The organism is Streptomyces sp. WM6386, assembly GCF_000972385.1.
Lineage (GTDB): Bacteria > Actinomycetota > Actinomycetes > Streptomycetales > Streptomycetaceae > Streptomyces.
This window is the reverse complement of sequence record NZ_JXTE01000081.1, coordinates 1-24,715: the sequence shown is the minus strand read 5'-3', so window position 1 is coordinate 24,715 and position 24,715 is coordinate 1. Positions and strand designations below refer to the sequence as shown.

Below are 24,715 nucleotides of genomic sequence, written 5' to 3'. Positions count from 1 at the left end.
GGTCAGCCGGCGGCCGGCACCGCCACGGTGATGGGCTTGTGGCTACGGCCCCGGCCGAGATGGCCGGCGACCGGGCGCAGGTCGGCCAGCGCGAAGCACCTGCGCAGCCAGCGGTCCCGGCCGTCGTAGCGCGGGGCGAAGGCGCTCCGGCCGTGCACGGCACGCCGGTTGTCGACGACGACCAGGTCGCCGGGGAGCAGGGTGGTGCCCTTGAGGGAGCGCAGCATGGCCTCGTTGAGGTGGTCGAGCGCCTCCTGGGCCCGCGGGGTGCGGGCGACGGTCGCGTGGAAGTCGACGCAGAGGTTCGGGCAGCCGCCGGAGCCGGAGAGGACGGGCATCGGGTCGGTCGTGACCTGGGTCCTGGTGTCGCCGACGAAGGAACTGCTGTAGCGGATGGCGTACTCGGGGCGGTGCAGGGCGGTCACGGTGGCCTCGTCGAGGAGCGGCAGGATGTCCCCGATCCCGGCCGTGACGGTGGCCGCGGCGGGGTCGCCGCGCAGACAGATCAGACTCAGGAAGTGCGGTGGGTTCGGGTGGAAGCCGTCCTCGGTGTGCAGTTCCAGCAGGACCGATCCGCTGTTCTCCTGACGGGTCTCCTCCCCCGCCTTGGGGCTGACGTCCTGGATGAGGCGGCCGTTCTTCTCGTCGCTGTAGGAGATGGCACGGCCGAGCACCGACATCACCATCAGCTGGACCAGGGTCGGCACGCCCACCCGGGCCCATTCCGGCTCGTCCGCCACCTGGCTCGGGGTGGCGGGCAGTTGGCCGAGGGGCAGGCCGGTCAGCAGCAGACAGCCGGCCGGGTTGCCCTTGTCCCGGAAGGAGATCAGGGCACGGCGTACGGTCGCCGGGAGGGCCACCGCCGCCAGCTCGACCTCGTGCAGCAACTCGTCGTCGTGCAGTGAACGGCCGTCGTAGGCACGTGCGATGCGCAGTGCCGCCCCGGCGAGGTGCCGGGTCTGCGCACCGGTCAGCGGGATGCCGGCCGGTCGGAGGTCGGTGTAGGAGAAGTCCTTGCTCATGTGGTTTCCCTTGCTTGTCTGGTCGACAGGTGCGGTTCGACCGGTGCCTGGGCTATCGCCACGTGGTGGATGAGACGGATGAGGTCGGTGATTCCGAGGGCGACCAGGTCGCGGTCGAGGAGCGCCGGCCCGCCGGCGGGATGGCCCGGGGCGGCCGCCGTACGCTCGCCGTCAGGCACCGGCGGCGCTCCCGGCCGTGCCGGTGGCGCGTCCGGTGACCTGCCGAGCGGCCCGGTACACCGCCGCGGGGGTGAATCCGTTCCAGGCCTGACGGGTGGGCAGGGTGGCGAGGAAGAGCGCCCGCTCCCAGTGGCGCGAGAGACGGTCGGCGATCCGGCGGGCGGGCGTCATCGTGACCTGGTGGACGTCCACCGCGACGATCCGCGGGGTACCGCGGCCGGCCACCAGCTGGTTGACGATCTGAACCGCCAGCGAGCCGAACTGGGTGGCGGCCTCGACGAGTTGGGGCACGCTGTAGTCGGTCCGGCGCAGCCCGTCGCGCAGTTCCCGGTACATCTCGCCGGGGATGTGGCCGCGCGGGACGATCCGGAAGATGAGTTCCCAGGTGTCGAGCCGGTCCAGGTCCGAGGGGTCGATCTCGCCGTCGAAGATCTGCCGGACGGTGCGGTAGTCGATGGTCTGGGCGGCGAGGGTGCCGGCCAGGTCCCAGGCGGTGACCAGCGGTTTGCCCTGCCGGCAGGCCTCCTCGTGCAGGGCGACCTTCGCCACCAGGCCCGCGGGCGTGGTGACGTCGACCCCGTCGACGATGACGTCGGCCTCGCGGACCAGTTCCTCGGCGTTGTCCCGGGTGACGCCCTCGGGCACGACGCGCGCCCGGACATGCGGGTTGATCGCGCGCAGCGCCTCGGCGCCCACCTCCGCCTTGTTGCGTCCGAGGTCGTCGACGGTCGCCGACTGCCGGTTGAGGTTGTTGAGTTCGTACCGGCCGACGTCCGCCAGCGTGAAGTGCTGGTAGCCCATCCTGCCCAGCGGCTGCACGGTCGCCCCGCCGATCGAGCCGCAGCCCGCGACGAGCAGCCGGGTCCTGGCGATACGGGACTGGAGGTCGGCGCGGACCAGGCCGCGGTTGCGCTGGGTGAGACAGGTGTAGAACTCGGCGGGGTCCAGCTTGCGGGCTTCCTCGGGAGTGGCGACGTCTTCCACGGTCACGGTCGGGCCTCCGTCAACTGGGCGAGTCGGGTGCGGGCGGCCTCGGCCTGCCCCGAGGCGAGCAGTTCGTGCAGAACCCGCAGGGTCGGGCGCAGGGCCCCGCCGTCGGTGAGCAGGAACGGCTGGGAGCGCTCGGTCTGGTCCCACATGGGCGCGAACAGGTCGGCCGGGTCCGGCGGGAGCGGCTCGGCGTCCACGGTGCGGGTGTGGAAGCCCAGCAGCCGCAGCTGGTTGATGGTCACGCGCTTCTTGCCGTCCCCCACCACCGCGGCCGCGGGGCTCGCGAGCACCTCCAGGCAGGCGGTGGCCCAGCCGAGCAGCACCCACCACGACACCGAGAGGGCGGCCGGGCTGCGGCGCATGGCGTGGTCGCGGACCAGGCGCTTGCCCTCCCGGACGGCCGCCGAGGGCGTGTCGGGGCCGAGGTGGTCGGCCAGCCGCAGACCGTAGTCCCGCTCCACGACGAAGGGGAGGTGGTCGGGGTCGCCGAGCCGCCGACCGGCCGGGTCGCGGGGCGCCACGAGGGAGGCGTAGCCGCGCAGCCGGCCGGTGTCCGCCTCCACGCACAGCGAGTGCACGTCCCGCAGTGCCCCCTCGTCGTACGGCTCGTGGGTGAGCCGCCGACGCGCGAGCCCGGCGGGGTCGACCCAGCCGCGCCGCAGATACTGCACGAGCCGGAACCGGAACACCTTCTCCAGCACGGGCGCGGGCAGTTGAGCGCCCCGCACGGTGACGGTGAGCAGGCCCTCGGGGCTGACGTCCCGGAAGACCGGCTCGCCGGTCAGCGCGTCCTCGAGGCCGGGCAGCCGGACCGCGCCGTCGTCGGCGAGGAGGCTCTCCACGAGCGCGGTCACTGGAGCACCGCGTCGAACAGCTCGCCCGTGATGACCAGGGCGAGCGCCTCGGGGCTGCCCTCGTAGATGCGGGGGCCGTAGGCGTCGCGCAGCACCCGGTCCATGCCGTCCTCGCGCTGGAAGGCCTGTGCCCCGATGAGCGCCATCGCCGCGTCCGCGTTGTCGATGGCGGCGCGGTCGGCGACGAGCTTCGCCACGGCCGGTTCGTAGGCGGGCGTGGGAAGGCTGTTGTCGGCCTTGAGAGCGGCGTCCAGGTACAGGGCGCGGGAGGCCGAGACCCGGGCCGCCATGTCCGCGTACTTGCGCGCCGACATCTGGTGCTCGTACAGCGGCCGGCCGCCCTGGTGCCGCTCCCGGCCCCAGGCCATGGCCCGTTCCAGGGCGTGCCGGGCGATGCCGGTGGCGACGGCCGCGCAGGTGACGCGGGTGAGGTTGCCCACCGCCTCGTTGAGGTCCCAGCCGCCGTGCTCGTCCCCGATGACATGCCCGAGCGGGACCCGGGCGCCGTCGAGGACGAGCTCACCGGCGGGGGCGGTGCGGTAGCCGACCTTGTCGTGGACGGTGCCCCGGGTGACGCCCTCCTGTTCGAGCTCGACGACGAAGCAGGTGAGTCCGGTGGAGCCGGGAGAGCCCTCCAGGTTCGCCATGACGGTGGCGTAGGTCGCCACGGGCGCGTTGGTGATGTACTTCTTCGTTCCGGTCAGGAGGTAGCCGTCGTCCGTGCGGCGGGCGACCGTCATGTCCTGGGCGTAGGGGGCCTTCTGCGGCAGCACCAGATCGGTGCCGTTGCGCTCCTCGGCCACCGCGTTGCAGGCCAGCACCGGGTCGTCGCCGAGGAACGCCGGCAGGTACTTCTCCTGGAGCGCGGTGTCCCCGGAGATCAGCAGGGGCGTCTGGAACAGTCCCGTGGCACCGAAGACCAGGGCCATGCCCGGGTCGGCGGCGGCCAGTTCCTCCAGGACCAGACAGACACCGAGCTCGCCGAGGCCGAGGCCGCCGAGCTCCCGGGGCATGGCCATCCGGGTCAGGCCCAGGGCGTGTCCGGCCCGCACGGTCTCCCAGTCCAGCTGGCCCTTCTCGACGGAGTCGCGCTCCGCTGCGCCCGGAGCGACCACGTCCCGCGCGAATGCGGTCGTCTCCCGCACGGCATGCGCCTCGTGGCTCTGGAGGGAGGGGTGGTCGGCGGTCGGCTGGATGAACGTCGTCACGGAAGTCTCCTCGTACGGGGTCAGTGGTCGAGCGAGAGGGTGGCCAGCGCCTGGCCGACGGCGAAGGTCTGCATGACCGGTCCGCGCGCGGACAGCCGCTTGGAGGTGACGGTGCGCAGGAAGCTGCGCCGTCCCGCGGTCAGGTCCCGCAGGTCGGACCAGCTGACGCGGAGCACCTGCGCGGGCTCCTCGGTCGTCGGCCTGCCCTCGGCGTCGAGGGTGACCTCCGTGTCGAGGTCGGTGAGGACCAGCCGCACGGTGGCGCCGGCCGCGCGCCATTCCGGGGACTTCTCCGCAGCGGCCGCGACGGCCTCGGTGACATGCGCCGATGAAAGGGACATCGATAAAACCCTTCGATGGAAATTCCGCATTCCCGAACAGGACTGAGCTGACCTGCATCAGCCTGACGCGGCCGGGGAAGCCGATCAACGTTTCTGAACCCAACGGACCAGCGAAGTAGCAGCCGTCTACAACTTTGGTCGCAACCACCGGACCACCGGCCGGAGTTGATGCGATCCGTACCGGCCGCTGCCGTACTGTGCACACGACTGTCCAGCTGGGAGGGGGCCGCCTTGAGAGTCACGCGCGCCGCGTGGTGGTGTTTTCGCGAAGCCCGACCCGTCGTTCAGGTCGTGTTCCTGCTGCGCTTTCTGGTCGGTGCTTTCTTCACCGGGGATTCAGCGTCCCTTTCCTGGCGACTTCCCGTCGGTGCGCTCGGCTGGCTGTGCGCGACTTTGTCCGTCTACCTGCTCAACGGGGTGATGGATGTGACGGAGGACCGGGCCAATGGATCGCGACGCCCGATCGCGAGCGGGAAACTCCCGCTCGCCTGGGCGGCCGGCGCGACCGGACTCCTCGCCGCGGCGTCCCTGGCGCTCTCCCTCGCCACCCCGCGCTCGACGCCCTGGGTGGCCTCGTTCCTGCTGCTCGGCTACGTCTACTCCGCGCCGCCCTGGCCCGCGAAGCGCCGGAGCCTGCCCTGCGCCGTCGTGGTCACCGGCCTGGGTCTGACGGCGTACGGCGCCGGCGCCCAGGCCGGCGGCGGCATCGACGCGGGCGTGGCGGTGTTCGCGACGGCCATGTCGCTGTGGATGGGGCTGGTCGGGGCCGTCGTCAAGGACTTCGGCGACGCGGGCGGCGACGCCGTGGGCGGGCGCCGGACCCTGGCCGTCCGGCGGGGGTCGCGCGCGGCACGCCGCTTCGCCGTCGGCGGGGCCGCCCTCGTCGGCGGGGGTTCGGTGGCGGCCGCGCTGCTGTGGGCGCCGGAGGCGCTGGCGGGAGTGGTGCCGCTCGTGGTCGGGGCGGCCTGGGTCGGCGCGCGCTGTCTGCGCCCTGTCGACGGGGGTGCGGACCGGCAGGCCGCACGCGGCCCCTATCGGGCCTTCATGGTGACGCAGTACGCCGCCAACCTGACAATGCTCGGCGCCGGGCTGCTGTGGGCCTAGAAGAGCGCGCTGTAGGCGTTCAGCGCCGGCTGGCCGCCGAGGTGAGCGTAGAGCACGGTGGAGTCGGGTCCGATCTCCCCGCGTTCGACGAGGTCGACGAGGCCTGCCATCGACTTGCCCTCGTACACGGGGTCGGTGACCATCCCCTCGGTGCGGGCGGCGAGCCGCATCGCCGCGAGGGTGGTCTCGTCGGGGATGCCGTAGACGCCCGCGTGGTACCGGTCGTCCAGCTCGATGTCCGCCTCGGTCAACTCCCGCTTCACCCCGATGAGTTGCCCGGTGCCGTGGGCGATCCGGGCGATCTGCTCACGGGTGGCGGCGGGCTTCGCGGACGCGTCGATGCCGAGCACCCGGCGCGGCCGTCCGCCCGCCTCCTCCAGGGCGGCGAACCCGGCGACCATCCCCGCCTGGGTGGACCCGGTCACCGAGCACACCACCACGGTGTCGAAGAAGACCCCCGACTCCCGTTCCTGCTCGGCGACTTCGTACGCCCACCCGGCGAAGCCGAGGCCGCCGAGCGGATGGTCGGAGGCGCCGGCGGGGATGGCGTACGGCTTGCCGCCCGACTCCTCGACCTCCCTGAGCGCCTGCTCCCAGCTCTCCTTGAACCCGATCCCGAACCCGGCCTTCACCAGCCTCACATCGGCCCCGGCGAGCCGGCTGATCAGGATGTTGCCGACCTTGTCGTACACGGCGTCCGGCCAGTCCACCCAACTCTCCTGCAGCAGTACGCACTTGAGCCCCGCGCGGGCGGCACAGGCCGCGACCTGACGGGTGTGGTTGGACTGCACCCCACCGATCGAGACCAGCGTGTCGCAGCCCTGCGCGAGGGCGTCGGCGATCAGATACTCCAGCTTGCGTGTCTTGTTCCCGCCGTACGCCACCCCGGAGTTGCAGTCCTCGCGCTTGGCCCAGATCGCCGCGCCGCCGAGGTGAGCGGTGAGCCGCTCCAACCGATGCACCGGCGACGGACCGAAGAGAAGCGGGTAACGGTCGTATGAGGAAAGGGACATGGGTCCTCCCGGGACGGGTTCAGTCGCGGTCGGCGAGTTCGGCCAGGCCGCGCCAGATCTCGGCCGTGACATGGACCGCCTCGTCCACGTCACCGGCCGCGCAGGCCTCGATGAGCCGCTCGTGCAGCCCGGTGGAACGGCAGGCGCCGCCCTCGCCGAAGCGCCGTCGCTCCAGCCGGCGGATGAGCGGGGTGTAGCGGGCGGCGGTGGCGGCCGCGGCGCGGTTGCCGCTGACGCGGACGAGGACGTCGTGGAGTTCGTCGTCGGCCTGGAGGGCGGCGTCCACATCGCCCGAGGCGACGGCCGCCGCGAACCGCTGGTTGGCGGTGCGCATCGTCTCGACGTCCGCGGCGAACAGCCGGGGCACGGCGACCCGGGTGACGAGTTCGTGCATGGCACCCACCACGGCCGCGGCGTCCCGCACCTCACCGGCCATCAGCGGGGTCACCCGCGTATAGCTCTGCGGCTTGCTCTCCAGCAGCCCCTCGTCGACGAGCCGCGAGAACGCCTCCCGCACCGGCGCCCGGGACAGCCCGAGCCGCTCCGCGAGATCGGCGTCCCGCACCACCGCGCCGGGTGCGAGCTCACCGGCGACGATGGCGTCCCGGATGGATTCGTAGGCGCGGTCCCTGAGCAGGGTGCGCGGTATGGCTTCCACAAACTGAAATGTTAGATGTCAATCCGCGCGGCGGACAAGAGCACGGTCAGGAGTCCGGACAAGGGTGTGGCCCGCACTCCCCGTGAAAGTGCGGGCCACGCTGGTCACCGGTCAGGCCACCCAGGGCCAGTCGGCGTCCCGGGCGCTCTCCAGCAGCGGCACCATCCGGAAAGCCGCGTCCGAGAGACCACCGAAGGTGTGCCGGTTCGCCTTGCCCGAAGGGCCGTGGCCCGCGCGGTAGCCGGCGAGGTTCCAGGTGTAGACCGGCACATGGGCGGGGACCTGCTGGGTCGGGTCACCGTGCCGGTTGAACGTGTACTGCTCGTCGGTGACGATCAGCACCCGGTCCTGCCCCCGGTAGTGCGCGCGGACCGCCGAGGTGGTGTCGGTGCCGCCCAGGTCGCCGAAGCGGCCCAGGATCTTCAGCACCGACTCTCCCTTGTCGTACGCCAGGTTCCGGCTCGTGGTGCCGAACTCGACGAGGTCCGCCTGCTCGGCCCGCAGCGCCAGCGCCGCACCGAAGATCGCCGCCGCGTCGGCCCGGTTGAGCTCCGAGCGGTCCGACAGCCGCGCCCACATCGAGCCCGAACGGTCGACCAGGACCAGCGTCCGGCCGGCCAGCGCGGGCACATTGGCCAGCGAGTGGCCGAGCGCCTGCTCCAGCGGGTACGACCAGCGCAGCGAGGGCGCGTGCTGGTACGCGGCCAGGTACCGGAAGGGGAACTGCCGCGACCGCGCGACCTCGGCCGGGTCGCTGATACGCGCCGCGACCTGGGCCGCGACCTCGTCCGAGACACCGGCCTGGTCGAAGTTGCGCAGGTTGCGGACGAGCGCCATGGCACCCATGGACGGGATCACGGCCTCCCAGGCCGCCTTGTCCATGGGGCCCTGGAGCCATCCGGCCAGCGCCTCCCACGTCATCCCGGCCGCCGCGAGCCGCTCGGCGCCGCCCTCGGACGTGACGACCGCACGCCGCCGCTCGACCGGCAGCGCCATCAGCTCGCGGTGCGCGGTGAGCACGGTGTTCGACGCGGGCGGCACGGCCGTGTCCGGGTTGTGCCGGCGGTCGAGCGCGTACCGGAACAGCTCGCCCTGCCACGGCTTGTCCGCGTCGGGTGCCGCGTGCACCAGGTTGAGGATGTCGCCGAAGCGGTAGCCCTTGGACGCGGTGTCGTACTTCAGCAGCGACTTGCCGCTGTAGAGACGCTGTACGGCGTCGGCGACACCGCGCTTGACGGGCTTGGGCACCGCGCGGCCGTACGTCGCCGTCCAGTACCCGAGCAGTTCGCCGGGCTCGTCCGGGCGCCGCAGCACCGAGGCGATGACCTGCCGGTTGGCCGGGCCGTCGGTGACGCCCGCGTCGAGGCGTGCCTTGACGTACTCGGCGGCGCCCACGATCGAGGCCGTACGGAGGTTGCCCGCGCCGCGCAGCCAGCCGAGCAGGCCTGCCGTCCACGCGGGGTCCTCGACGGCGAGCTGCCGGACGAGGCGTACGTAACGGTCGTCGCGGGCGGCACCGGACTCGTAGAAGGTCTGCTGCGAGACGAAGTTGGCGATCGCCAGCAGAAAGAGTTCGGAACGCGCGTCCCGCTCATGCCCGCGGCCGCCCTCGTACGACCGGAGTACTCGTCCGGTGGAGGTGACACGCGAGGTGGGCTGAGCTCGTGCCGCCTTCTTGTTGAATCGCGCCATGGTGAATTCCCCCGAATTCATTGTCGTTTCGGAGGGAGGCGCAACAAAAGGAGGGTGTCCGAGTTCGAAGTCGGCTGCGGTGACTATAAACTGGCGCGTCTTCCGTTCCGCCACACCGGCCCTGGGCCGATGACGGGATTCGAACCCGCACGAGGGACTCGCCCCCACCAGTTCCCGAAGTATCCGCTGCCTGCGCACCGGGCACCCACCTTGAGCTGCGCCTCCCCGAGATCACATGCTTCGCACCGGGAGGTGCATGAAGTTGTGGTGTCCAGAGTTCAGGTCGGCGGAACCGACATTAGGTGCTCTGCCTCTGAGCTACACCGGCACGTGGTACCGGTGGCGGGATTCGAACCCGCGGCCTCCCCATTAAGAGTGGAAGTAGGTCCTGCCTTCGCACCTGGACATGCACCACTTTAGGAGGGCGGCCGCGGGACGGGCGAGCGAATTAACTAGCCGCGCTTCTGCCGCTTCCAGGGTCCGGTGATGGCGAGCATGATTCCGGGCGTCTGGATGTTGGCGTACAGGGTCCGGCCGCTGGGCGAGAAGGTGACGCCGGTGAACTCGCTGTACTCGGGCTCGTCTTCGGTGCCGATGTTGAGTTCGTTGCGGGCGATGGGGTAGGTGCGGCCGCTGTCGGTGGCTCCGAACAGGTGCTGGACGCCCTCGCCGTCCTCGGCGATGACGAGGCCGCCGTAGGGGGAGACGGTGATGTTGTCGGGGCCGTCGAAGGCGCCGTCCTTGGAGGGGTCGGGGTTGACGCCGAGCAGGACCTTCAACGTGAGCGTGCGGCGCTTGGGGTCGTAGAACCAGACCTGGCCGTCGTGCTGGACGGGGCTCTCGTCACGGGCGTAGGAGGAGACGATGTAGGTACCGCCGTCGCCCCACCACATGCCCTCCAGCTTGCGGGCGCGGGTGACCTGGCCGTCGGTGAACTGCTTGCGGACGGGCACCGTCTTGGCGTCGCGGTCGGGGACGTCGATCCAGTCGACGCCGTAGACCGTGCCGGTCTTCGTGGCGCGGGAGAGGTCGTCGACGAACTTGCCGCCGGAGTCGAAGCACTTGAACGCCTGGAGGACGCCGGCGTCGTCGGCGAGGGTGCGCAGCTTGCCGCGGCCGTGCCAAAAGCCCTCCGGCGGGGTCCAGCGGAAGAGCAGGCCATTGGGGCCCGAGGCGTCCTCGGTGAGGTAGGCGTGGCCGCGCTTGGGGTCGATGACGACCGCCTCGTGGGCGTACCGGCCGAACGCCTTGACGGGCTCGGGGTGGCGGTTGGCGCGACGGTCGGCGGGGTCGACCTCGAAGACGTAGCCGTGGTCCTTGGTCATGCCGTTCTGGCCGGCCTTGTCCTCGGTCTCCTCGCCGGTGAGCCAGGTGCCCCAAGGAGTGCTGCCGCCCGCACAGTTGGTGGAGGTGCCGGCGATGCCGACCCACTCGGCGACCTGTCCGTCGGGGCGCACCTCGACGACGGTGCAGCCGCCGGACGCGGCGGGGTCGTAGACGAGGCCCTCGGTGAGCGGCACGGGGTACTTCCAGTTGGCGCGCGGGCCCTTCAGCTCGTGGTTGTTGACGAGGAGGGTGGTGCCGCGGGGGCCCGCGAAGGTGGCCGTGCCGTCGTGGTTGGAGGGGGTGATCTCGCCGGACTCCAGCTTGGTCTTCCCGCTGTAGGTGATGACGCGGTACTTGAATCCGGCGGGCAGCGCGAGGATGCCGTCGGGGTCGGGGATCAGCGGCCCGTAGCCGACACCGCCGTGGCCGTGGCCGTGGCCGCCTGCGGCCTGTGCTCCCTGGCTCTCGATGTCGGTGGCCGCGAGTGCGTTGGGCGCGGTGGCGAGGGCGCCGACGCTGCCGGCCAGTGCGACCCCGGCGCCGGTGAGCGCCGATTTCGCGGCGAAGTCCCTGCGGGTGAGCGACATGGTGTCTCCTGTGACGGTGGGTGGCCTGGAGGGTGGGGGACCTCGGGTCGGCGCCACCGTCCCGCCCGCGTCTGAACGGGGGTTGAACGCCGGGCGACTTCCCCCGGCTCGCTTCCGTGAATCCGTAAGCCCTCGCCCACAGGAACCAAGAGACCTTCTGACGGTCGCGACCCACGCCTGCCGTGAGTCGCGACGGGCTCAATTCCCTTGCTGGGAACGCGCCTTGAAGGCCGCCTTCCGCGCTTCCTTCGCGATCTTCTTGTCCGGATGCAGCCGCCCCATCGCCTCCAGCACATCCGCGGTCGCCGGGTGATCCACCCGCCAGGCGGCCGAGAAGAACCCGCTGTGCTGCTGTGCCAGCCCCTCGACCAGTGCCCTCAGCTCATCGGAGTTGCCTTCGGCCGCGAGCTGCGCGGCAACCGTGTCCACGGTCAGCCAGAAGATCATCGACTCGGACGGCGGCGGAACGTCGGAAGCGCCCTGCTCGCTCAGCCAGACCCGGGCCAGACCTCCGAGCTCCGGGTCATCGAGCACGTCCCGCAGGGCGGGCTCGGCAGTAGCGCCCACCAGCGACAACGCCTGCTGACACCGCAGCCTGCGCAGTGGCGCCCCGGCGTCCCCGCCCCGTGCGGCCGCCAGCAACTCCCGTGCCGCGGCGAGGGGTTCGCGCCGCGCCAGCCACTGCTCGGTCTCGGCCTGCGCGGCGGCGGGCGGAAAGTGGGCGGTGCCGTCCAGGAGCGCGTCCGCGCCCTTGTCGGCGAGGTCCCCGACGGCGGGCGCCGGGAATCCGGCCTCCATCAAGCGCGCCCGCAGCCCGTACAGGCCGAGCGGGGTGAGCCGCACCATGCCGTACCGGGACACGTCGGTGTCGTCGACCGGGGCGGCGGGCTCCTCGTCGGCGTCGGCCATGAGCGCCTCGTCGACGGGCTGGTACTCGACCAGACCGACCGGCTCCAGGAGTCGGAACTGGTCGTCGAGGCGCATCATCGCGTCGGAGACCTGCTCCAGGACGTCGTTGGTGGGCTCCCCCATGTCGTTGGGGACGATCATCGAGGCGGCGAGCGCGGGCAGCGGCACGGGTCCGTCGCCGGGCCCTTCCTCGTTGACGCTCAGCAGGTACAGGTTGCCGAGCACGCCGTCGAGGAACTCGGCCTCCGCCTCCGGGTCCCAGTCCAGCGAGGAGAAGTCGATCTCCCCGATCCCCTCGTCCGGGTTCACCGCCTCGATCAGGTCGTCCAGGTCGGGCACGCTCGCGTCGGCGAGCACCGTCTCCAGCGCCGTCTGCCACACGGCGAGCACGTCGTGCGGTGTGCCGGCGGTGAGCAGGGCGAGCTCCTCGCCCGCGGCGACGGTGCCCTCCTCCTCGTCGGTGATCTCGACGAGCCCGGTGTCGACGGCGACCCGCCAGGCCTCGCTCGCCCAGGCGGCGGCGTCGTCCCCGGTCAGGCCGAGCAGCTCGGCGGCGGCGGGCAGCTGCTCCTCGACGAGCTCGCCGCCGGCGCCGACGCGGGTGTCGGGGCCGGCCCAGCGGGCGAGTCGGGCGGCCCGGGACAGCAACGGCGTGGACAGCGCGTCCCGCGCCAGCTCCGCTTCGGGATGCAGCCGCACCGGCGGCAGGGGGGAGCTGTCTGACATCGGCTGTTTCTCCTAGAGACGCGTCGTACGACTCAGCGGCTGAATCACTCAGCCGCTCAGCCTAGACGGATTTCCACCCATGCCGCCCGGTTCATCTACCCGTCGGGCCGCGTACATGGCCGAAACCTTGACAAGTGGCCTGACCAGGCAGGAGATTACGCGCGTAGAAATCTGCTGGACATGTGTTCACTGTAATTTTCTACGCGCGTCGCACCGCCCCACCGGTTCGGCTCCACACACGTTTCACCCTCGTCCCGGCGCTATGCACGTCCCCGGAGGGATCCCGTTGCCGAGCAAGTCCTCTGCGCGCCTCGCCGCGCTCACCGTCGCCGCCGTTTGTTCCGCGGCGTCCACCATCGTCCTGACCTCTCCCGCGCACGCGGACTCCGTGGCCATCCATGACATTCAGGGCACCACGCGCATATCCCCGTACGCGGGGAAGGCCGTCACGGATGTGTCCGGAATCGTCACCGGCATCCGCACCTACGGCTCCTCCAGAGGCTTCTGGATCCAGGACCCGAACGCCGACGCCGACCCGGCCACCAGTGAGGGCGTCTTCGTCTTCACCAGCTCCACCCCGAAGGGCGTCGCCGTCGGCGACCTCGTCACGGTGTCGGGCACGGTCTCGGAGTTCGTCCCGGCCGGCGCCGCCTCCGGCAACCAGTCGATCACCGAGATCACCAAGCCGACGTTCACCGTCGTCTCCAGCGGCAACGCCGTCCCGGCCGCGAAGGTCATCGGCGCAAAGTCGGTCCCGGCCGCGTACGCCCCGGCGGGCGACAGCGCCGCGAGCAACTCCGTCAACGGCCTGACCCTGGAGCCGTCGAAGTACGCCCTGGACTACTACGAGTCCCTGGAGGGCGAGAACGTCCAGGTCGCCGACGCCCGCGTGACCGGCGCCACCGACCCGTACACCGAGCTCTGGGTCACGGTGAAGCCGCGCGAGAACGCCAGCCGCCGCGGCGGCACGGTCTACGGCTCCTACGACTCGCAGAACACGGGCCGCATCCAGATCCAGTCCCTCGGCGCGACCTCCGCCTTCCCGAAGGCGAACGTCGGTGACGTCCTGGAGGGCGCCACCTCCGGCCCGCTGGACTACAACCAGTTCGGCGGCTACACCCTCGTCGCCAACACGATCGGCACGCTGAAGAGCGCCGGCGTGGCCCGTGAGACGACCGAGAAGCAGAAGAAGGGCGAGCTGGCGGTCGCGACGTACAACGTCGAGAACCTCGACCCGTCCGACAACACCTTCGCCGAGCACGCCGCCGCGATCGTGCACAACCTGCAGTCGCCCGACATCGTGTCCCTGGAGGAGATCCAGGACAACAACGGCGCGACGAACGACGGCACGGTCGCCGCCGACCAGACGGTGCAGAAGCTGATCGACGCCATCGTCGCCGCGGGCGGCCCGGCGTACGACTGGCGCTCCATCGACCCGGCGAACGGCACCGACGGCGGCGAGCCCGGCGGCAACATCCGCCAGGTGTTCCTCTTCAACCCGGAGCGGGTCTCCTTCACCGACCGCGCGGGCGGCGACGCCACCACCGCCGTCGGTGTCACCAAGGAGAAGGGCAAGGCCGCCCTGACGGTCTCCCCGGGCCGTATCGACCCGACCGACGCGGCCTGGGCGAACAGCCGCAAGCCGCTGGTCGGCGAGTTCGCCTTCCGTGGCAGGACGGTCTTCGTGATCGCCAACCACTTCAACTCCAAGGGCGGCGACTTCGGTCTGACCTCGCAGTACCAGCCGGTGCCGCGCAGCTCGGAGACCCAGCGCCACCTCCAGGCGACCGCGGTGAACGCGTTCGTCAAGGACGTCCTGGCCACCCAGAAGAACGCGGACGTCATCGCCCTCGGCGACATCAACGACTTCGAGTTCTCCGACACCGCCAAGATCCTGGAGACCGACGGCGCCCTCTGGTCGGCGATCAAGTCGCTGCCGAAGAGCGAGCGTTACTCGTACGTCTACCAGGGCAACGCCCAGGTCCTGGACCAGATCCTGGTCAGCCCCTCGATCCGGAAGTCCTGCGACTTCGAGTACGACAGCGTGCACGTCAACTCGGAGTTCAACGACCAGATCAGCGACCACGACCCGCAGGTGCTGCGTTTCCAGCCGTAAGTCCCTTGGGCTCAGGACTGGTTGAACACTCCGTTCAGCCAGTCCTGCCAGGCGGCTTCGCACTCCTTGATGTCGTCACCCGGCGTGAAGTCGTGCAGGGAGATGCCGACCGGGTGTCCCCAGCTGTTCCGCCCGAAGATCCGGGTGAGCCCCCGGTCGGTGCGCAGCCCGATGAAGTAGGGGTTGCGGAAGTCGACGACGGCGTCGAACTCGTCGGGCCCATGGACCCTCACCGAGGTCCCGGCGGCCACGTCCGCCCCGACCCCGAGTGCCCGCCCGACGACCTCCAGCGCGTCCGCGGCCTTCGACGCCTCAGGTCCGTCGAAGGTCGCGAAGGCGGCGGGCCGGGGTGCGAAGTGGGTGAGGTACTCGCGCAGGGTGTGCAGATAGAAGTCGGTGTGCTTGGCGGCGCCGTCGTACTGGTTGTCCCAGTCGTCGACGAAGATGCCGCTGTGCACGTACCGCACCCAGGCGCGGCGGCCGTCGTCGCGCGGCTCGACGGTGTAGTCGAGCTGGTTCATGGTCTGCTCGGAGATGCCCTCCACGTTCCCGACCCGGTTGGTGTAGCGGTGGGGCGGGTCCCAGGCGGTGACGGTGGACCCGAAGGGCCCCTTGCCGCCGACCTCGGGCTCCGGCGGCTCCATCGGCCACAGATAGCCGTCGGTGCCGGTGGTGACGGCGTCCCACACCTGCTGCGGGGTGGCGTCGACCTCGAACTCGCGGACGATCTCGAACTCTTTGGACATGATCTACTCCAACTCGGTCTGCTTGAGCGTGGGATGGACCGCCACGACGATCCGATGGTCCCGGCCGCCCTCGGAATCCGGGGCGTCGTACTTGCGGATCAGCGCGGTGACTCCCGCCGTCAACTCCTGGATGAACGCGGCCCGTTCGGCGGCCGAGGCGAAACGCACCTCGCCGTCCAGCGCGTAAGTGGCGAGCCCCTTGCGCGCCTTTGCCGCACCCGTGATCAACTGCCCGACGTCCCGCACCAGCCGGGCGCCGAGCGCGAGCAGCCAGCGCGCGGAGAGCTGGTCGCGGAAGCGGTCCGGGTCCGGCTGCACGGAGGCGAGCGCGAGCGGCGAGATGACGTACGACGCGGCCGTCGCCCGCATCAGCCGCTCGGTGACATTGCCCTTACGGCGCTCCCCGGCCAGCTCGACCAGGCCGTGCCGCTCCAGCGCCTTGAGGTGGTAGTTCACCTTCTGCCGGGGCAGCCCGACCTTGCCGGCGAGCATCGCCGCCGACGCCGGTCCGGCGGCGAGCTCGGCGAGCAGCCTGGCCCTTATGGGGTCCAGTGAGACGGCTGCGGCCTCGGGGTCCTCGATCACGGTCACATCCAGCATGCGTCCACCGTCTCACCGAAAACTTTTTTTGTCCAGGAGAGAAGAGTGTTCGGTGGCGGCCACCCTCACCGGTCAGTCGGGTACGAGCCCCAGCGCGTGGTCGTACCGGCTGACCGTGCTGCTCTTGAGCCCCGGCCAGGTCTGGACCCGCTCCCAGAGGGCGCTCGCCGAGCCGATGCCGTCCCCGGGTGCGGCCATGGCGTCGACATGGGCCTGGGCGCTCTCCCACCCGGCGTGGTTCAGGACCCGGGTGCCGTCGGTGCTCAGGTGGAAGTGGCCGGAGATTCCTCCGGGATGCGGGTTCGGCTCGCTCTCCAGCGCCTCGAAGACGGCGTCCACCCAGGCACGCTGCCGATCGGGATCGGGGCCCTCGAACTCCACGTCGACGATCACGATGCACCCCGGCACCCGTGTGTCACCCTCCCGGACGCCGCTGCGGTAGCGCCGGTAGCGGCCGAGCCACAGGCGCTCGATGCCGGGCACGGCGGTGTCGATCTCGTCGACCCGCTCCTGCCGGTGCGTCTTGACGAAGGCCTCGTACGCCGCCTCGCTCGCCCACTGCGAGTGGTGGAGCAGCGTGCTCGTGTCATGGCCGGTGTAGACGTGGTACGAGCGCAGATCGGGGGTCGGCCAGGGCCTGCGCTCCCAGGTACGGGCGATGACCTCGACCGCGTCGCGCTGCCGCTCGGGGCCGCCCACGCGCCAGGTGCTGAAGAAGGGGGCGCCGACACGGGGGTCGGTCAGGTCGGGGTGGTCGTCGGTACGACGGGTCATGGCGGACTCCCTCACTCGTGATCGCTCGCGATCGGTGTGCGCCCCACCCTCCAACCTCAACCAAGATTCAGGTCAAGCCCGTGCTTGGCCACGGAATTTCGGGAGACCCGCCTGGTCATGGACGAGAAGGACAGTCCCTCCGAGTTGCCGGCGCGTTCCTGGCGGGCGGTGTTGCGGCGCACGGTGAAGGAGTTCCAGGACGACGAACTCCCCGACCGGGCCGCCGCGTTGACGTACTACGGCGTGCTGTCGCTGTTTCCCGCGCTGCTCGTGCTGGTGTCCCTGCTGGGGGTGGTGGGGCAGAGCGCCACGGACAGGATCCTCGACAACATCGGGGACCTGGCCCCGGGTCCGGCGCGGGACATCCTGCGGGACGCGGTGGTGCAGCTCAGCGACACGGGAGGCACGGGGAGCGTCCTCGCGGTGCTCGGGCTGCTGGCCGCGCTGTGGTCCGCGTCCGGTTACGTCGCCGCGTTCATCCGTACGTCCAACGCGGTGTACGACCTCCCCGAGGGCCGCCCGGTGTGGAAACTGACGCCGCTCAGGCTGATCCTGACCGTGGCCCTGATGCTGATGCTCGCCGCCAGCGCGGTGATCGTGGTGTTCACCGGCCCGCTGGCGGAACGGGCGGGCACGGCGATCGGGCTCGGGAACGCGGCGATCACCCTGTGGGGCATCGCCAAATGGCCGGTCCTGCTGATCCTTGTGGTGCTGATGATCGGCCTGCTGTACTGGGCCGCCCCCAACGTCCGCGGCCGCGGCTTCCGTTGGATCTCCCCCGGCAGCTGCCTCGCCACCCTGATCTGGCTCGCGGCCTCCGCGGGCTTCGCCGTCTACGCGGCCAACTTCGGCTCGTACAACAAGACATACGGCACCCTCGCAGGCGCCATCGTCTTCCTCGTCTGGCTCTGGCTCTCCAACCTCGCGATCCTGCTGGGCCTGGAGTTCGACGCCGAACTGGCCCGAGAGCGGGCGATCACCTCCGGCGAGCACGAGCCTGCCGACGAGCCCTATGTGGAGCCCCGGGACACCCGTAAGTGGCCGGCGAGCCTGCGGGCGAGGCGCGGAGCCCGTGACCGGTAGAGCCGGCGCCGCGCGCGGCTGTGGGCGGCACCCGAGGCCCCGGATGCCGCCCACGGCCGAGCGCCGCTACTTCCTGGGGTACCGCCATGAGACCACGACGACGGCGGCCAGCGCCGCACCGATGACCAGCACCGGCCTGGGATGCCGTACCGCCGCCTGGACCACCGGCCGGGCGGGCCAGGGCACACTGTGCTCCGCCCGCCGCTGCAGGGTGTGCCCCGCCCCGGACGCCTTGCCCTGGGCGACGTGGCCCGCCCGCAGTGTCCGGTCATGGACACCGTGACCGGCGTGCGTCGCCGTGTCGTGGACCTTGTGACCCGCCTCCGCGGCCTTGTCGTGCACGGTGTGACCGGCCTGCGCGGCGGTGCTGCGCAGTTGTACGGTCAGCGCGCCCGCCTTGTCCCTGAGATCAGCCGCCCGGGCCCGCGCGCGGCCCTTCACATCCATCTTTCCTGCCAACTCCTCTACTGTGTCCCCGAGTTGACCGCGGGTCTGCTCGATCTGCCGCCGCAGTTCCTCGGGTCCCTTGGCGCCGGCCGCCTCGGCGGCCTCGGCGCCCGTGCCCTGCGCTTCGGTCCTGTCCGTCATCGATGCGCCCTTTCCTTGATCTCCTCGACATCGGCCCTGACGCTGCCGAGGGTCTCCTCGGGCGTGGGGGGCGCGGCCCGGCGCAACTGGGCGCGGCCGCGAGCGGCAAGCACAGCCGCGATCACGAACAGCACCGCCGTCACGATGAGCGCCGCGGCCCAGACGTCCAGCGCCAGCGAGAGCGCGGCGGTCGCCGTACCGGCCAGGGCGAGCAGACCGGCGTAGGCGAATGCGCCCGCGGCGCCGAGCAGCCCGCCGCCGCGGCCTGCGCGCCGGCCCTTCTCGGCCAGCTCCTCCTTGGCGAGGGCCACTTCCTGCCGTACGAGCTGGGAGAGCTGTTCGGTGGCCTGTCCGACGAGCTCGCCCACGGAGTGCTGGGTCGGGCCGGGGGCCGTGGAGTGAGTCACGGTGTCCGCCTCCTCTCGGGTTCGGAGCGGACGAGTACCCGGTTGCGGTCCCCGCAAGCGCAGCTCAGCGAGTTCGGTGACCGGACCGTCCCCCCTAGCCCTCCCCGCCCTTCCCACGCTCCCCCAGCTTCGCCAGCTGGCTCTGGAACCAATCCAGCCGCGCCTGCAACAAGGCCGCCTCCGCCGCAAGTTCGGGCACACCGAGGCCGTCGGCCGCGACATCCGCCACCGCCGCCGCACTCCCCGCCACGACCCGCAGTCCCTCCCCCGCCAGCCGCGCGAACGACGCGAGCGAGACGGACGTACGGCCCCGCAGACACCCGGGACACGAGGGCGCGAGCGCGCGCCAGCCAGGGCGGCCCCAGCCGGCGTCGGCCAGGGCGGAGGCGACCGTGCCGCAGGTGCAGGGGCCCACGGTGGCGACCCGGATCCGCTGGCGGGCATAGCGGAAGCCGCGTTCGAAACGGAGGTAGCGGCCGATGACCGACACCTCGAGCAGGACGGCCGCCCGATGCTCTGCCGTGCACAGCAGCGCCTCGGCCGTCGAGCGGTCGTGCACACAGTGGAAGCCGCAGTCGCAGCGACGGTGCGGCGCCTGGTGCCGCAGGCCGTAGACGCAGGACGCGTCGGCCACGACTCCGTACGGCAGCGCGCCGCCCAGCGACACACCGGTGAACCCGGCCCGGGTGCCGTCGTGGGACAGCACCGGGTGGGCGATCTTGTATCCGGTCGGCGGCTCCGTCGGTCGTTCCTCCGGAAGCCGCAGCCTCATCGGGCGGCCGGGACCTCTTCGGGCGCCTTCAGTTCCTTGATCTCTTCCGGAAGTACGAGTTCGGGTTCCCGCTCGTGCGCCTGCGGCCGCTCTTCCGCGACGCCGGTGGCGAGTGCCTTACCGAGCTTCATGACGCCTCCCATGACCAGGGGCCGATGACCGTCCTGGCCATGGTGACCCATGAAGTGCCGATTTGGACATAGGGCCCCGGCGTCGCTCACCGCCAGCAATTTCTTAGCATCACTTATCAATACTTCGCAGAAAAATTAAGTGGAGCTTCACGATGGCTCCGTCGAGACTACCCCCATGACGTACTCCGCTCCCTCCACCCCTCCCCCCGCCCCTCCCTTCGGCCGCGCCCTCTGCGCCATGATCACGCCCTTCACCGAGGGCGGCACCCTCGACCTCGACGGTGCCCAGCGGCTCGCGGAACGGCTGGTGGCGGAGGGCTGCGACGGGCTGGTGCTCTCCGGGACGACCGGCGAGTCGCCCACGACGACGGACGCCGAGAAGGCGCAGCTCGTCCGGGCGGTGCGGGAGGCGGTGGGCGAGCGGGCGTCGGTCGTGGCAGGCGTGGGCACCTTCGACACCCGGCATACGGTCGAACTCTCCCTGGAGGCCGAAAGGGCGGGCGCGGACGGCCTGTTGGTGGTCAGCCCGTACTACAGCAAGCCCCCGCAGGAGGCGATCGAGGCGCACTTCCGCCAGATCGCGGACTCCACCGGCCTGCCGATCGCGCTCTACGACATCCCGGGCCGCACCGGCACCCGTATCGAGCCCGACACGATGATCCGCCTCGCCGAGCACCCGAGGATCATCGCGGTCAAGGACTGCTCCTACGACTTCCTCGCTGCCCAGAAGGTCATCGCCCGCACGGAGTTGGCGTACTACGCGGGCTGCGACGAGCACAACCTCGCTCTGTACGCGGTAGGCGGGGCGGGATATGTGAGCACCGTCGCGAACGTCGTCCCCGCCCAACTCCGCGCGGTCCTCGACCTGTTCGACGCGGGCGACACGGCGAAGGCGGCCCGTCTCCAGCAACGCGCCACCCCCCTCATCGAGTTGACGATGTCGGCGGGCCTGCCCGGCACGGTCACCGTGAAGGCCCTCCTCAACGACCTGGGCCTGCCCGCGGGCCCGGTCCGCGCACCGCTGCTGCCCGCCGGCCGGGATGCGGTCGACGGGCTGCGGGCGGCGTACGAGGAACTGTCCGCCGACTGATCAGCGCACGGCGAAGACGGGCTCCCACGGCTCCGGGTCGGGCTCCGGATGATCACGGACGCCACTCAGCGGTACGACCTTGCTGCTGCCGATCGTGACCAGCACGAGCCGGTCCTTGTACGGCTCGTCATGACCGGTGGTCCGCTCCCAGGCGATGAGCCGCTGGTCGTCGACCCAGGCAAGCAGTTCGGCGCCGCGGACCTTGGTGATCTCCTTGCCGGTGAGGGGATCCCTGATGAAGGAGTACGACTGGCCGGGCAGGGTCCTCCCGGATTCCGGGGCGATGGCGGGATCGTTCACCTCGGCCAGGCCGGAAGCGGCCAGCTTGCCGTTCGGGGACAGTCGTGCGGGCACGTCCCAGCGCAGGTGCTTCTCGTTCGCGGGCGCGGCGGTCTCCTTGCCCGCCAGGTCGTAGAACTTCGGCCGAATGAGGGTGCTGAGACCTCCGCCGACCGCGAACAGGTGCCTGTCGTCACGAGTGAAGGCGAAGTCGGCGCGGCCACCCGCAGAGGAACTCGTGACTCGGTGCCAGATACCCCCGCCCCTGCCGGCCAGGTCCAGGAGGAGGAACCCGGTCCGGCTCACCCTGTGCATGGACGTCCACTCGCCCTCGCTCTTGTCGAGCGCGTCGGGGTGCTCGGAGTACGTCGTGGCGACCAGCTCGGTCCCGCCGTTCGAGAACGCCAGCCCGGCGACCCCCTTCCCGACCGGGATCCACCGCTCGACCTCCCCCGTCGCGAGGTCGAGCAGCCCGATCCGGTCGGCGGGCAGGGTCCGCTCCAGCACGGCGGCGGTCTTCAGGCCCGGTGCCACGGCGACGAAGGACCACCGGGTGTCCTTCTTGTACTTCCCGGTGTCGGGATCGAGCAGCCAGTACGTCCGCTCGTAGGTCGCCTCCTTCTTGTTCTTCGCCACGAGCTCCGTCGTGTAGTACGCAGCGAGCGCCGACCGTCCCGCCGCGATCAGGTCGCTCGGCGGCGACTGGTCGGGATGGGCGCTGACCTTGTCCTGCTGCGTGACGCGTGCGGGACGTACGTCGTCCCGCCCCTCGTTCAGCAGCGGTACCGCCACGCTCACAGCGAGCACGGCCGCGGTGGCGGCGGCGACCGACACGAGCCGACGACCACGGCGACGCCGGCGGACGGCCAGCACCCGGTCGGCGAACCCGGGACCCGCCGACGCCTCTTCGACGGCCAGCTCCCGCAGGGAGTCACGCACGAGTTCCTCGACGTTCACGGACGTACCTCCACGGGTGTGTAGTCATGGGCCGACGGCTGCCGGGCGTCCTCGCCACCGCTCAGGGCGGCCAGCTCGGGCGCGAGGGTGCGCAGGCGGGCGAGCGAGCGGTGGGCGGTGGACCGTACGGTGCCGACGGAGCAGCCCAGGATGCGGGCCACTTCGGCTTCGGGCAGATCCTCGAAGTAGCGCAGCACGAGCACGGTGCGCTGCTTCGCGGTGAGCCGGGCGAGCGCGCCGCGCATCACGAGGCGCAGCTCTGCGGCGGACGAGGCGTCCGCGTCCGCGCGCCCCTCCGGCGGCTCGGCGACACTCAGCTCACGTCTGGGCCACTTCAACCGCCAACGGCTGATCTGCTGCCGGTAGAGGATCTGCCGTACGTACGCCTCGGGTTCGTCGATGCGGTGCCAGCGGCCGGCCGCCTTGATCAGCGCGTTCTGCAACAGGTCCTCGGCGGTGTGCCGGTCCCCGCCGCTGAGCAGTACGGCCGTCTTCAGCAGCGCGGACGACCGGTGCTCCACGAACTCCCGGAAGCTGTCCTGCGCTTCGGCATCCATCGTCACCTTCTCTTCCCCCGGGGCGGACCCTGTGTCCACCCCCTGTGCCCCTTGTGACGCGCGGAACCGCACCCCGCTATGTCTGCGCGTACGAGAAAATTCCACCGACCCACCGGGACCCCTCCCGTACGGTGACCCGATGAGCCGCCCGCGCCCCCGCCCGCTCCTCTTCCTCGACGTCGACGGCCCCCTCAACCCGTACGCCGCGCAGGCCGAGCGCCGCCCCGAGGGCTACACGACGATCAGGGCTTCCGTGCAACCGGGCCGCCCCCTGCGCGTGTGGCTCAACCCGTCCCACGGCGCGGCCCTCCTCGCGCTCCCCTACGACCTGTGCTGGGCGACGACCTGGATGGACGCGGCCAACCGCTGGATCGCCCCGGTCATCGGCCTCCCCCGGCTGCCCTACGTCGACTTCGGCGACTCCCTGCTCGTCCACCGCCCCGACGGAATCCACTGGAAGACGGAGGCCATCGTGACGTACGCCGAAGGCCGCCCCTTCGCCTGGGTCGACGACGAGCAGAGCCCGGCAGACCTCACCTACGTGACCGACCAGCACCCGGCCCCCGCCCTCCTCCACCACGTCGACCCCCGACTCGGCCTGCGCGAGGAGGACTTCACGGCCATGACGGAGTTCGCGACGACGCTGCGGACATGAGGGAGCGCCCTCCCGCACTCGGCGGAAGGGCGCTCACCATGACGCCGGACGTCAGTTGTGGCTGTGCAGGATCTCGTTCAGCCCGCCCCACACCGCGTTGTTCGGCCGGGCCTCGACCGTGCCGGTGACCGAGTTGCGGCGGAAGAGGATGTTCGAGGCGCCGGAGAGCTCGCGGGCCTTGACGATCTGGCCGTCGGGCATGGTGACTCGGGTGCCGGCGGTGACGTAGAGACCGGCCTCGACGACGCATTCGTCGCCCAGCGCGATGCCGACGCCCGCCTCGGCGCCGATGAGGCAGCGCTCGCCGATGACGATACGGACGTTGCCGCCACCGGACAGCGTGCCCATCGTCGACGCGCCGCCACCGATGTCGGAGCCGTCACCGACCACGACACCGGCGGAGATACGGCCCTCGACCATCGACGTGCCGAGCGTGCCGGCGTTGAAGTTGACGAAGCCCTCGTGCATGACGGTGGTGCCCTCGGCGAGGTGGGCACCGAGGCGGACGCGGTCGGCGTCGGCGATGCGGACACCCTTGGGCGCCACGTAGTCCGTCATGCGCGGGAACTTGTCGATGGAGGTCACCTGGAGGTGCAGCCCCTCGGCGCGCGCGTTGAGCCGTACCTTCTCGATGTCGTCGACGGCGACCGGGCCGAGCGAGGTCCAGGCGACGTTGGCGAGGAAGCCGAACATGCCGTCCAGGCTCTGTCCGTGCGGCTGTACCAGGCGGTGCGACAGCAGGTGAAGCCGCAGGTAGACGTCGTGCGCGTCGGTCGGCTTCGCGTCCAGCGAGGAAATGACCGTACGGACCGCGACCACCTCGACACCACGCCGGGCGTCCGACCCGATCGCCTTCGCGGCACCCTCACCGAGCAGTTCCACGGCCCGCTCGGCCGACAGCCGCTCGGTACCGGACGGCCCGGCCTCCGCCGTCAGCTCGGGCGCGGGGAACCAGGTGTCGAGAACAGTGCCGTCGGCGGCGATCGTGGCGAGGCCGGCGGCCACGGCGCCGGTGGTACGAGAAGCAGTCGTGTCGGTCATGAGGGCAACCTAACCGCCTCACAGCCACAGAGGCCAACCAGCCAAGACACCGTCTCAGGTACCGAGCCGCTGCGCTGGGCCGGAACGGGGCGCCCCCTCGACGCCGGTCCACGCGATCTCAGCCCGTCCGGCGTGTGAGGACGAGGGTTTGCCGTCCCGATCCCCCACCCACCCGCAGGTGCTGCGCCCCTGGACGCCGGTCCACGCGATCTCAGCCCGTCCGGCGTTTGAGGACGAGGCCCCTTAAGGGCCGATCGGGGTCTGGGGCGGAGCCCCAGCGGGGTCGAAGGGGCGGAGCCCCTGGTGGGG

26 protein-coding genes are annotated in these 24,715 nt (G+C 71.2%); 5 read left to right on the top strand and 21 right to left on the bottom strand.

What is annotated here, in order from left to right; genetic code table 11:
- Positions 1-2 precede the first annotated feature (2 nt).
- From TN53_RS34950 to TN53_RS47540, 6 genes are read right to left on the bottom strand one after another with little or no spacing between them, the layout of a single operon-like run.
- Complete coding sequence (locus tag TN53_RS34950; RefSeq protein WP_052745359.1) at positions 3-1,022, bottom strand: TauD/TfdA family dioxygenase; 1,020 nt, start codon at positions 1,020-1,022, stop codon at positions 3-5.
- Positions 1,019-1,201 (bottom strand): hypothetical protein, encoded by a 183-nt coding sequence (locus TN53_RS46990; protein ID WP_046262816.1) that lies wholly within the window; start codon positions 1,199-1,201, stop codon positions 1,019-1,021. The genes TN53_RS34950 and TN53_RS46990 overlap by 4 nt, the downstream gene beginning before the upstream one ends.
- On the bottom strand, positions 1,194-2,192 hold the full coding sequence (locus TN53_RS45870) for a HesA/MoeB/ThiF family protein (RefSeq protein WP_052745358.1): 999 nt from the start codon (positions 2,190-2,192) through the stop codon (positions 1,194-1,196). The genes TN53_RS46990 and TN53_RS45870 overlap by 8 nt, the downstream gene beginning before the upstream one ends.
- Positions 2,189-3,046 carry a hypothetical protein gene (locus TN53_RS47545; RefSeq protein ID WP_046262815.1) on the bottom strand — a complete coding sequence of 286 codons (858 nt, stop codon included), beginning with the start codon at positions 3,044-3,046 and terminating at the stop codon, positions 2,189-2,191. Before TN53_RS47545 ends, TN53_RS45870 begins: the two co-directional genes overlap by 4 nt.
- Positions 3,043-4,254 carry an acyl-CoA dehydrogenase family protein gene (locus tag TN53_RS34930; protein WP_159038230.1) on the bottom strand — a complete coding sequence of 404 codons (1,212 nt, stop codon included), beginning with the start codon at positions 4,252-4,254 and terminating at the stop codon, positions 3,043-3,045. The genes TN53_RS47545 and TN53_RS34930 overlap by 4 nt, the downstream gene beginning before the upstream one ends.
- A gap of 20 nt (positions 4,255-4,274) precedes the next feature.
- The gene (locus TN53_RS47540) at positions 4,275-4,595 is read right to left on the bottom strand and encodes a hypothetical protein (RefSeq protein WP_046262814.1); all 321 of its coding nucleotides are present in this window, start codon (positions 4,593-4,595) and stop codon (positions 4,275-4,277) included.
- Between the two features lie 168 nt (positions 4,596-4,763).
- Here TN53_RS47540 and TN53_RS34920 point away from each other — a divergent pair, with 168 nt between their 5' ends.
- Positions 4,764-5,699 (top strand): UbiA family prenyltransferase, encoded by a 936-nt coding sequence (locus TN53_RS34920; protein ID WP_095046895.1) that lies wholly within the window; start codon positions 4,764-4,766, stop codon positions 5,697-5,699.
- Here TN53_RS34920 and TN53_RS34915 read toward each other — a convergent pair.
- The 5 genes from TN53_RS34915 to TN53_RS34890 form a co-directional block, all read right to left on the bottom strand.
- A complete protein-coding gene (locus TN53_RS34915) occupies positions 5,696-6,712 on the bottom strand; it encodes a 1-aminocyclopropane-1-carboxylate deaminase (protein WP_046262812.1) in 1,017 nt (338 codons plus the stop codon). The two genes, TN53_RS34920 and TN53_RS34915, sit on opposite strands and share 4 nt — an antisense overlap.
- Before the next feature lie 19 nt (positions 6,713-6,731).
- Positions 6,732-7,361, bottom strand: a complete 630-nt coding sequence (locus TN53_RS34910; RefSeq protein WP_046262824.1) for a GntR family transcriptional regulator — start codon at positions 7,359-7,361, stop codon at positions 6,732-6,734.
- 120 nt (positions 7,362-7,481) lie between these two features.
- Positions 7,482-9,062, bottom strand: a complete 1,581-nt coding sequence (locus TN53_RS34905; RefSeq protein WP_046262811.1) for a TROVE domain-containing protein — start codon at positions 9,060-9,062, stop codon at positions 7,482-7,484.
- 452 nt (positions 9,063-9,514) lie between these two features.
- A complete protein-coding gene (locus TN53_RS34895; protein ID WP_046262810.1) occupies positions 9,515-10,975 on the bottom strand; it encodes an alkaline phosphatase PhoX in 1,461 nt (486 codons plus the stop codon).
- Positions 10,976-11,173: 198 nt separating this feature from the next.
- On the bottom strand, positions 11,174-12,610 hold the full coding sequence (locus TN53_RS34890; protein ID WP_046262809.1) for a hypothetical protein: 1,437 nt from the start codon (positions 12,608-12,610) through the stop codon (positions 11,174-11,176).
- Positions 12,611-12,896: 286 nt separating this feature from the next.
- Here TN53_RS34890 and TN53_RS34885 point away from each other — a divergent pair, with 286 nt between their 5' ends.
- On the top strand, positions 12,897-14,726 hold the full coding sequence (locus TN53_RS34885) for an endonuclease/exonuclease/phosphatase family protein (RefSeq protein ID WP_046262808.1): 1,830 nt from the start codon (positions 12,897-12,899) through the stop codon (positions 14,724-14,726).
- Positions 14,727-14,737: 11 nt separating this feature from the next.
- On the opposite strand, the gene TN53_RS34880 is transcribed toward TN53_RS34885, so the two are convergent.
- The 3 genes from TN53_RS34880 to TN53_RS34870 form a co-directional block, all read right to left on the bottom strand.
- A complete protein-coding gene (locus TN53_RS34880; protein WP_046262807.1) occupies positions 14,738-15,472 on the bottom strand; it encodes an SRPBCC family protein in 735 nt (244 codons plus the stop codon).
- 3 nt (positions 15,473-15,475) lie between these two features.
- On the bottom strand, positions 15,476-16,072 hold the full coding sequence (locus TN53_RS34875) for an ArsR/SmtB family transcription factor (RefSeq protein WP_046262806.1): 597 nt from the start codon (positions 16,070-16,072) through the stop codon (positions 15,476-15,478).
- Between the two features lie 72 nt (positions 16,073-16,144).
- Complete coding sequence (locus TN53_RS34870; RefSeq protein ID WP_046262805.1) at positions 16,145-16,846, bottom strand: antibiotic biosynthesis monooxygenase; 702 nt, start codon at positions 16,844-16,846, stop codon at positions 16,145-16,147.
- A 117-nt stretch (positions 16,847-16,963) separates the two neighbouring features.
- On the opposite strand from TN53_RS34870, the gene TN53_RS34865 reads away from it, so the two are divergent.
- Positions 16,964-17,929, top strand: a complete 966-nt coding sequence (locus TN53_RS34865) for a YihY/virulence factor BrkB family protein (RefSeq protein ID WP_095046894.1) — start codon at positions 16,964-16,966, stop codon at positions 17,927-17,929.
- Between the two features lie 66 nt (positions 17,930-17,995).
- Here the strand turns inward: TN53_RS34865 and TN53_RS34860 are convergent, their stop codons facing one another.
- The 4 genes from TN53_RS34860 to TN53_RS49220 all read right to left on the bottom strand — a co-directional run bounded on the left by TN53_RS34860 (position 17,996) and on the right by TN53_RS49220 (position 19,827).
- Positions 17,996-18,517 (bottom strand): DUF3618 domain-containing protein, encoded by a 522-nt coding sequence (locus TN53_RS34860; protein ID WP_046262803.1) that lies wholly within the window; start codon positions 18,515-18,517, stop codon positions 17,996-17,998.
- Positions 18,514-18,924 carry a phage holin family protein gene (locus tag TN53_RS34855; RefSeq protein ID WP_046262802.1) on the bottom strand — a complete coding sequence of 137 codons (411 nt, stop codon included), beginning with the start codon at positions 18,922-18,924 and terminating at the stop codon, positions 18,514-18,516. The genes TN53_RS34860 and TN53_RS34855 overlap by 4 nt, the downstream gene beginning before the upstream one ends.
- A gap of 94 nt (positions 18,925-19,018) precedes the next feature.
- Positions 19,019-19,696 carry a hypothetical protein gene (locus TN53_RS34850; protein ID WP_046262801.1) on the bottom strand — a complete coding sequence of 226 codons (678 nt, stop codon included), beginning with the start codon at positions 19,694-19,696 and terminating at the stop codon, positions 19,019-19,021.
- Positions 19,693-19,827: a hypothetical protein gene (locus TN53_RS49220; protein WP_267886584.1), complete on the bottom strand. Its 135-nt coding sequence runs from the start codon at positions 19,825-19,827 to the stop codon at positions 19,693-19,695. Before TN53_RS49220 ends, TN53_RS34850 begins: the two co-directional genes overlap by 4 nt.
- Before the next feature lie 175 nt (positions 19,828-20,002).
- Between TN53_RS49220 and dapA the strand changes: the two genes are divergently transcribed.
- Complete coding sequence (dapA, locus tag TN53_RS34845) at positions 20,003-20,917, top strand: 4-hydroxy-tetrahydrodipicolinate synthase (protein ID WP_046262800.1); 915 nt, start codon at positions 20,003-20,005, stop codon at positions 20,915-20,917.
- Here dapA and TN53_RS34840 read toward each other — a convergent pair whose 3' ends face one another.
- A complete protein-coding gene (locus TN53_RS34840; protein ID WP_046262799.1) occupies positions 20,918-22,153 on the bottom strand; it encodes a hypothetical protein in 1,236 nt (411 codons plus the stop codon).
- Positions 22,150-22,710 carry a SigE family RNA polymerase sigma factor gene (locus TN53_RS34835; protein ID WP_046262823.1) on the bottom strand — a complete coding sequence of 187 codons (561 nt, stop codon included), beginning with the start codon at positions 22,708-22,710 and terminating at the stop codon, positions 22,150-22,152. Before TN53_RS34835 ends, TN53_RS34840 begins: the two co-directional genes overlap by 4 nt.
- 139 nt (positions 22,711-22,849) lie before the next feature.
- Here TN53_RS34835 and TN53_RS34830 point away from each other — a divergent pair, with 139 nt between their 5' ends.
- Positions 22,850-23,365: a hypothetical protein gene (locus TN53_RS34830; protein ID WP_046262798.1), complete on the top strand. Its 516-nt coding sequence runs from the start codon at positions 22,850-22,852 to the stop codon at positions 23,363-23,365.
- A gap of 51 nt (positions 23,366-23,416) precedes the next feature.
- On the opposite strand, the gene dapD is transcribed toward TN53_RS34830, so the two are convergent.
- The gene (dapD, locus tag TN53_RS34825; RefSeq protein WP_046262797.1) at positions 23,417-24,406 is read right to left on the bottom strand and encodes a 2,3,4,5-tetrahydropyridine-2,6-dicarboxylate N-succinyltransferase; all 990 of its coding nucleotides are present in this window, start codon (positions 24,404-24,406) and stop codon (positions 23,417-23,419) included.
- Positions 24,407-24,715: the final 309 nt, after the last annotated feature.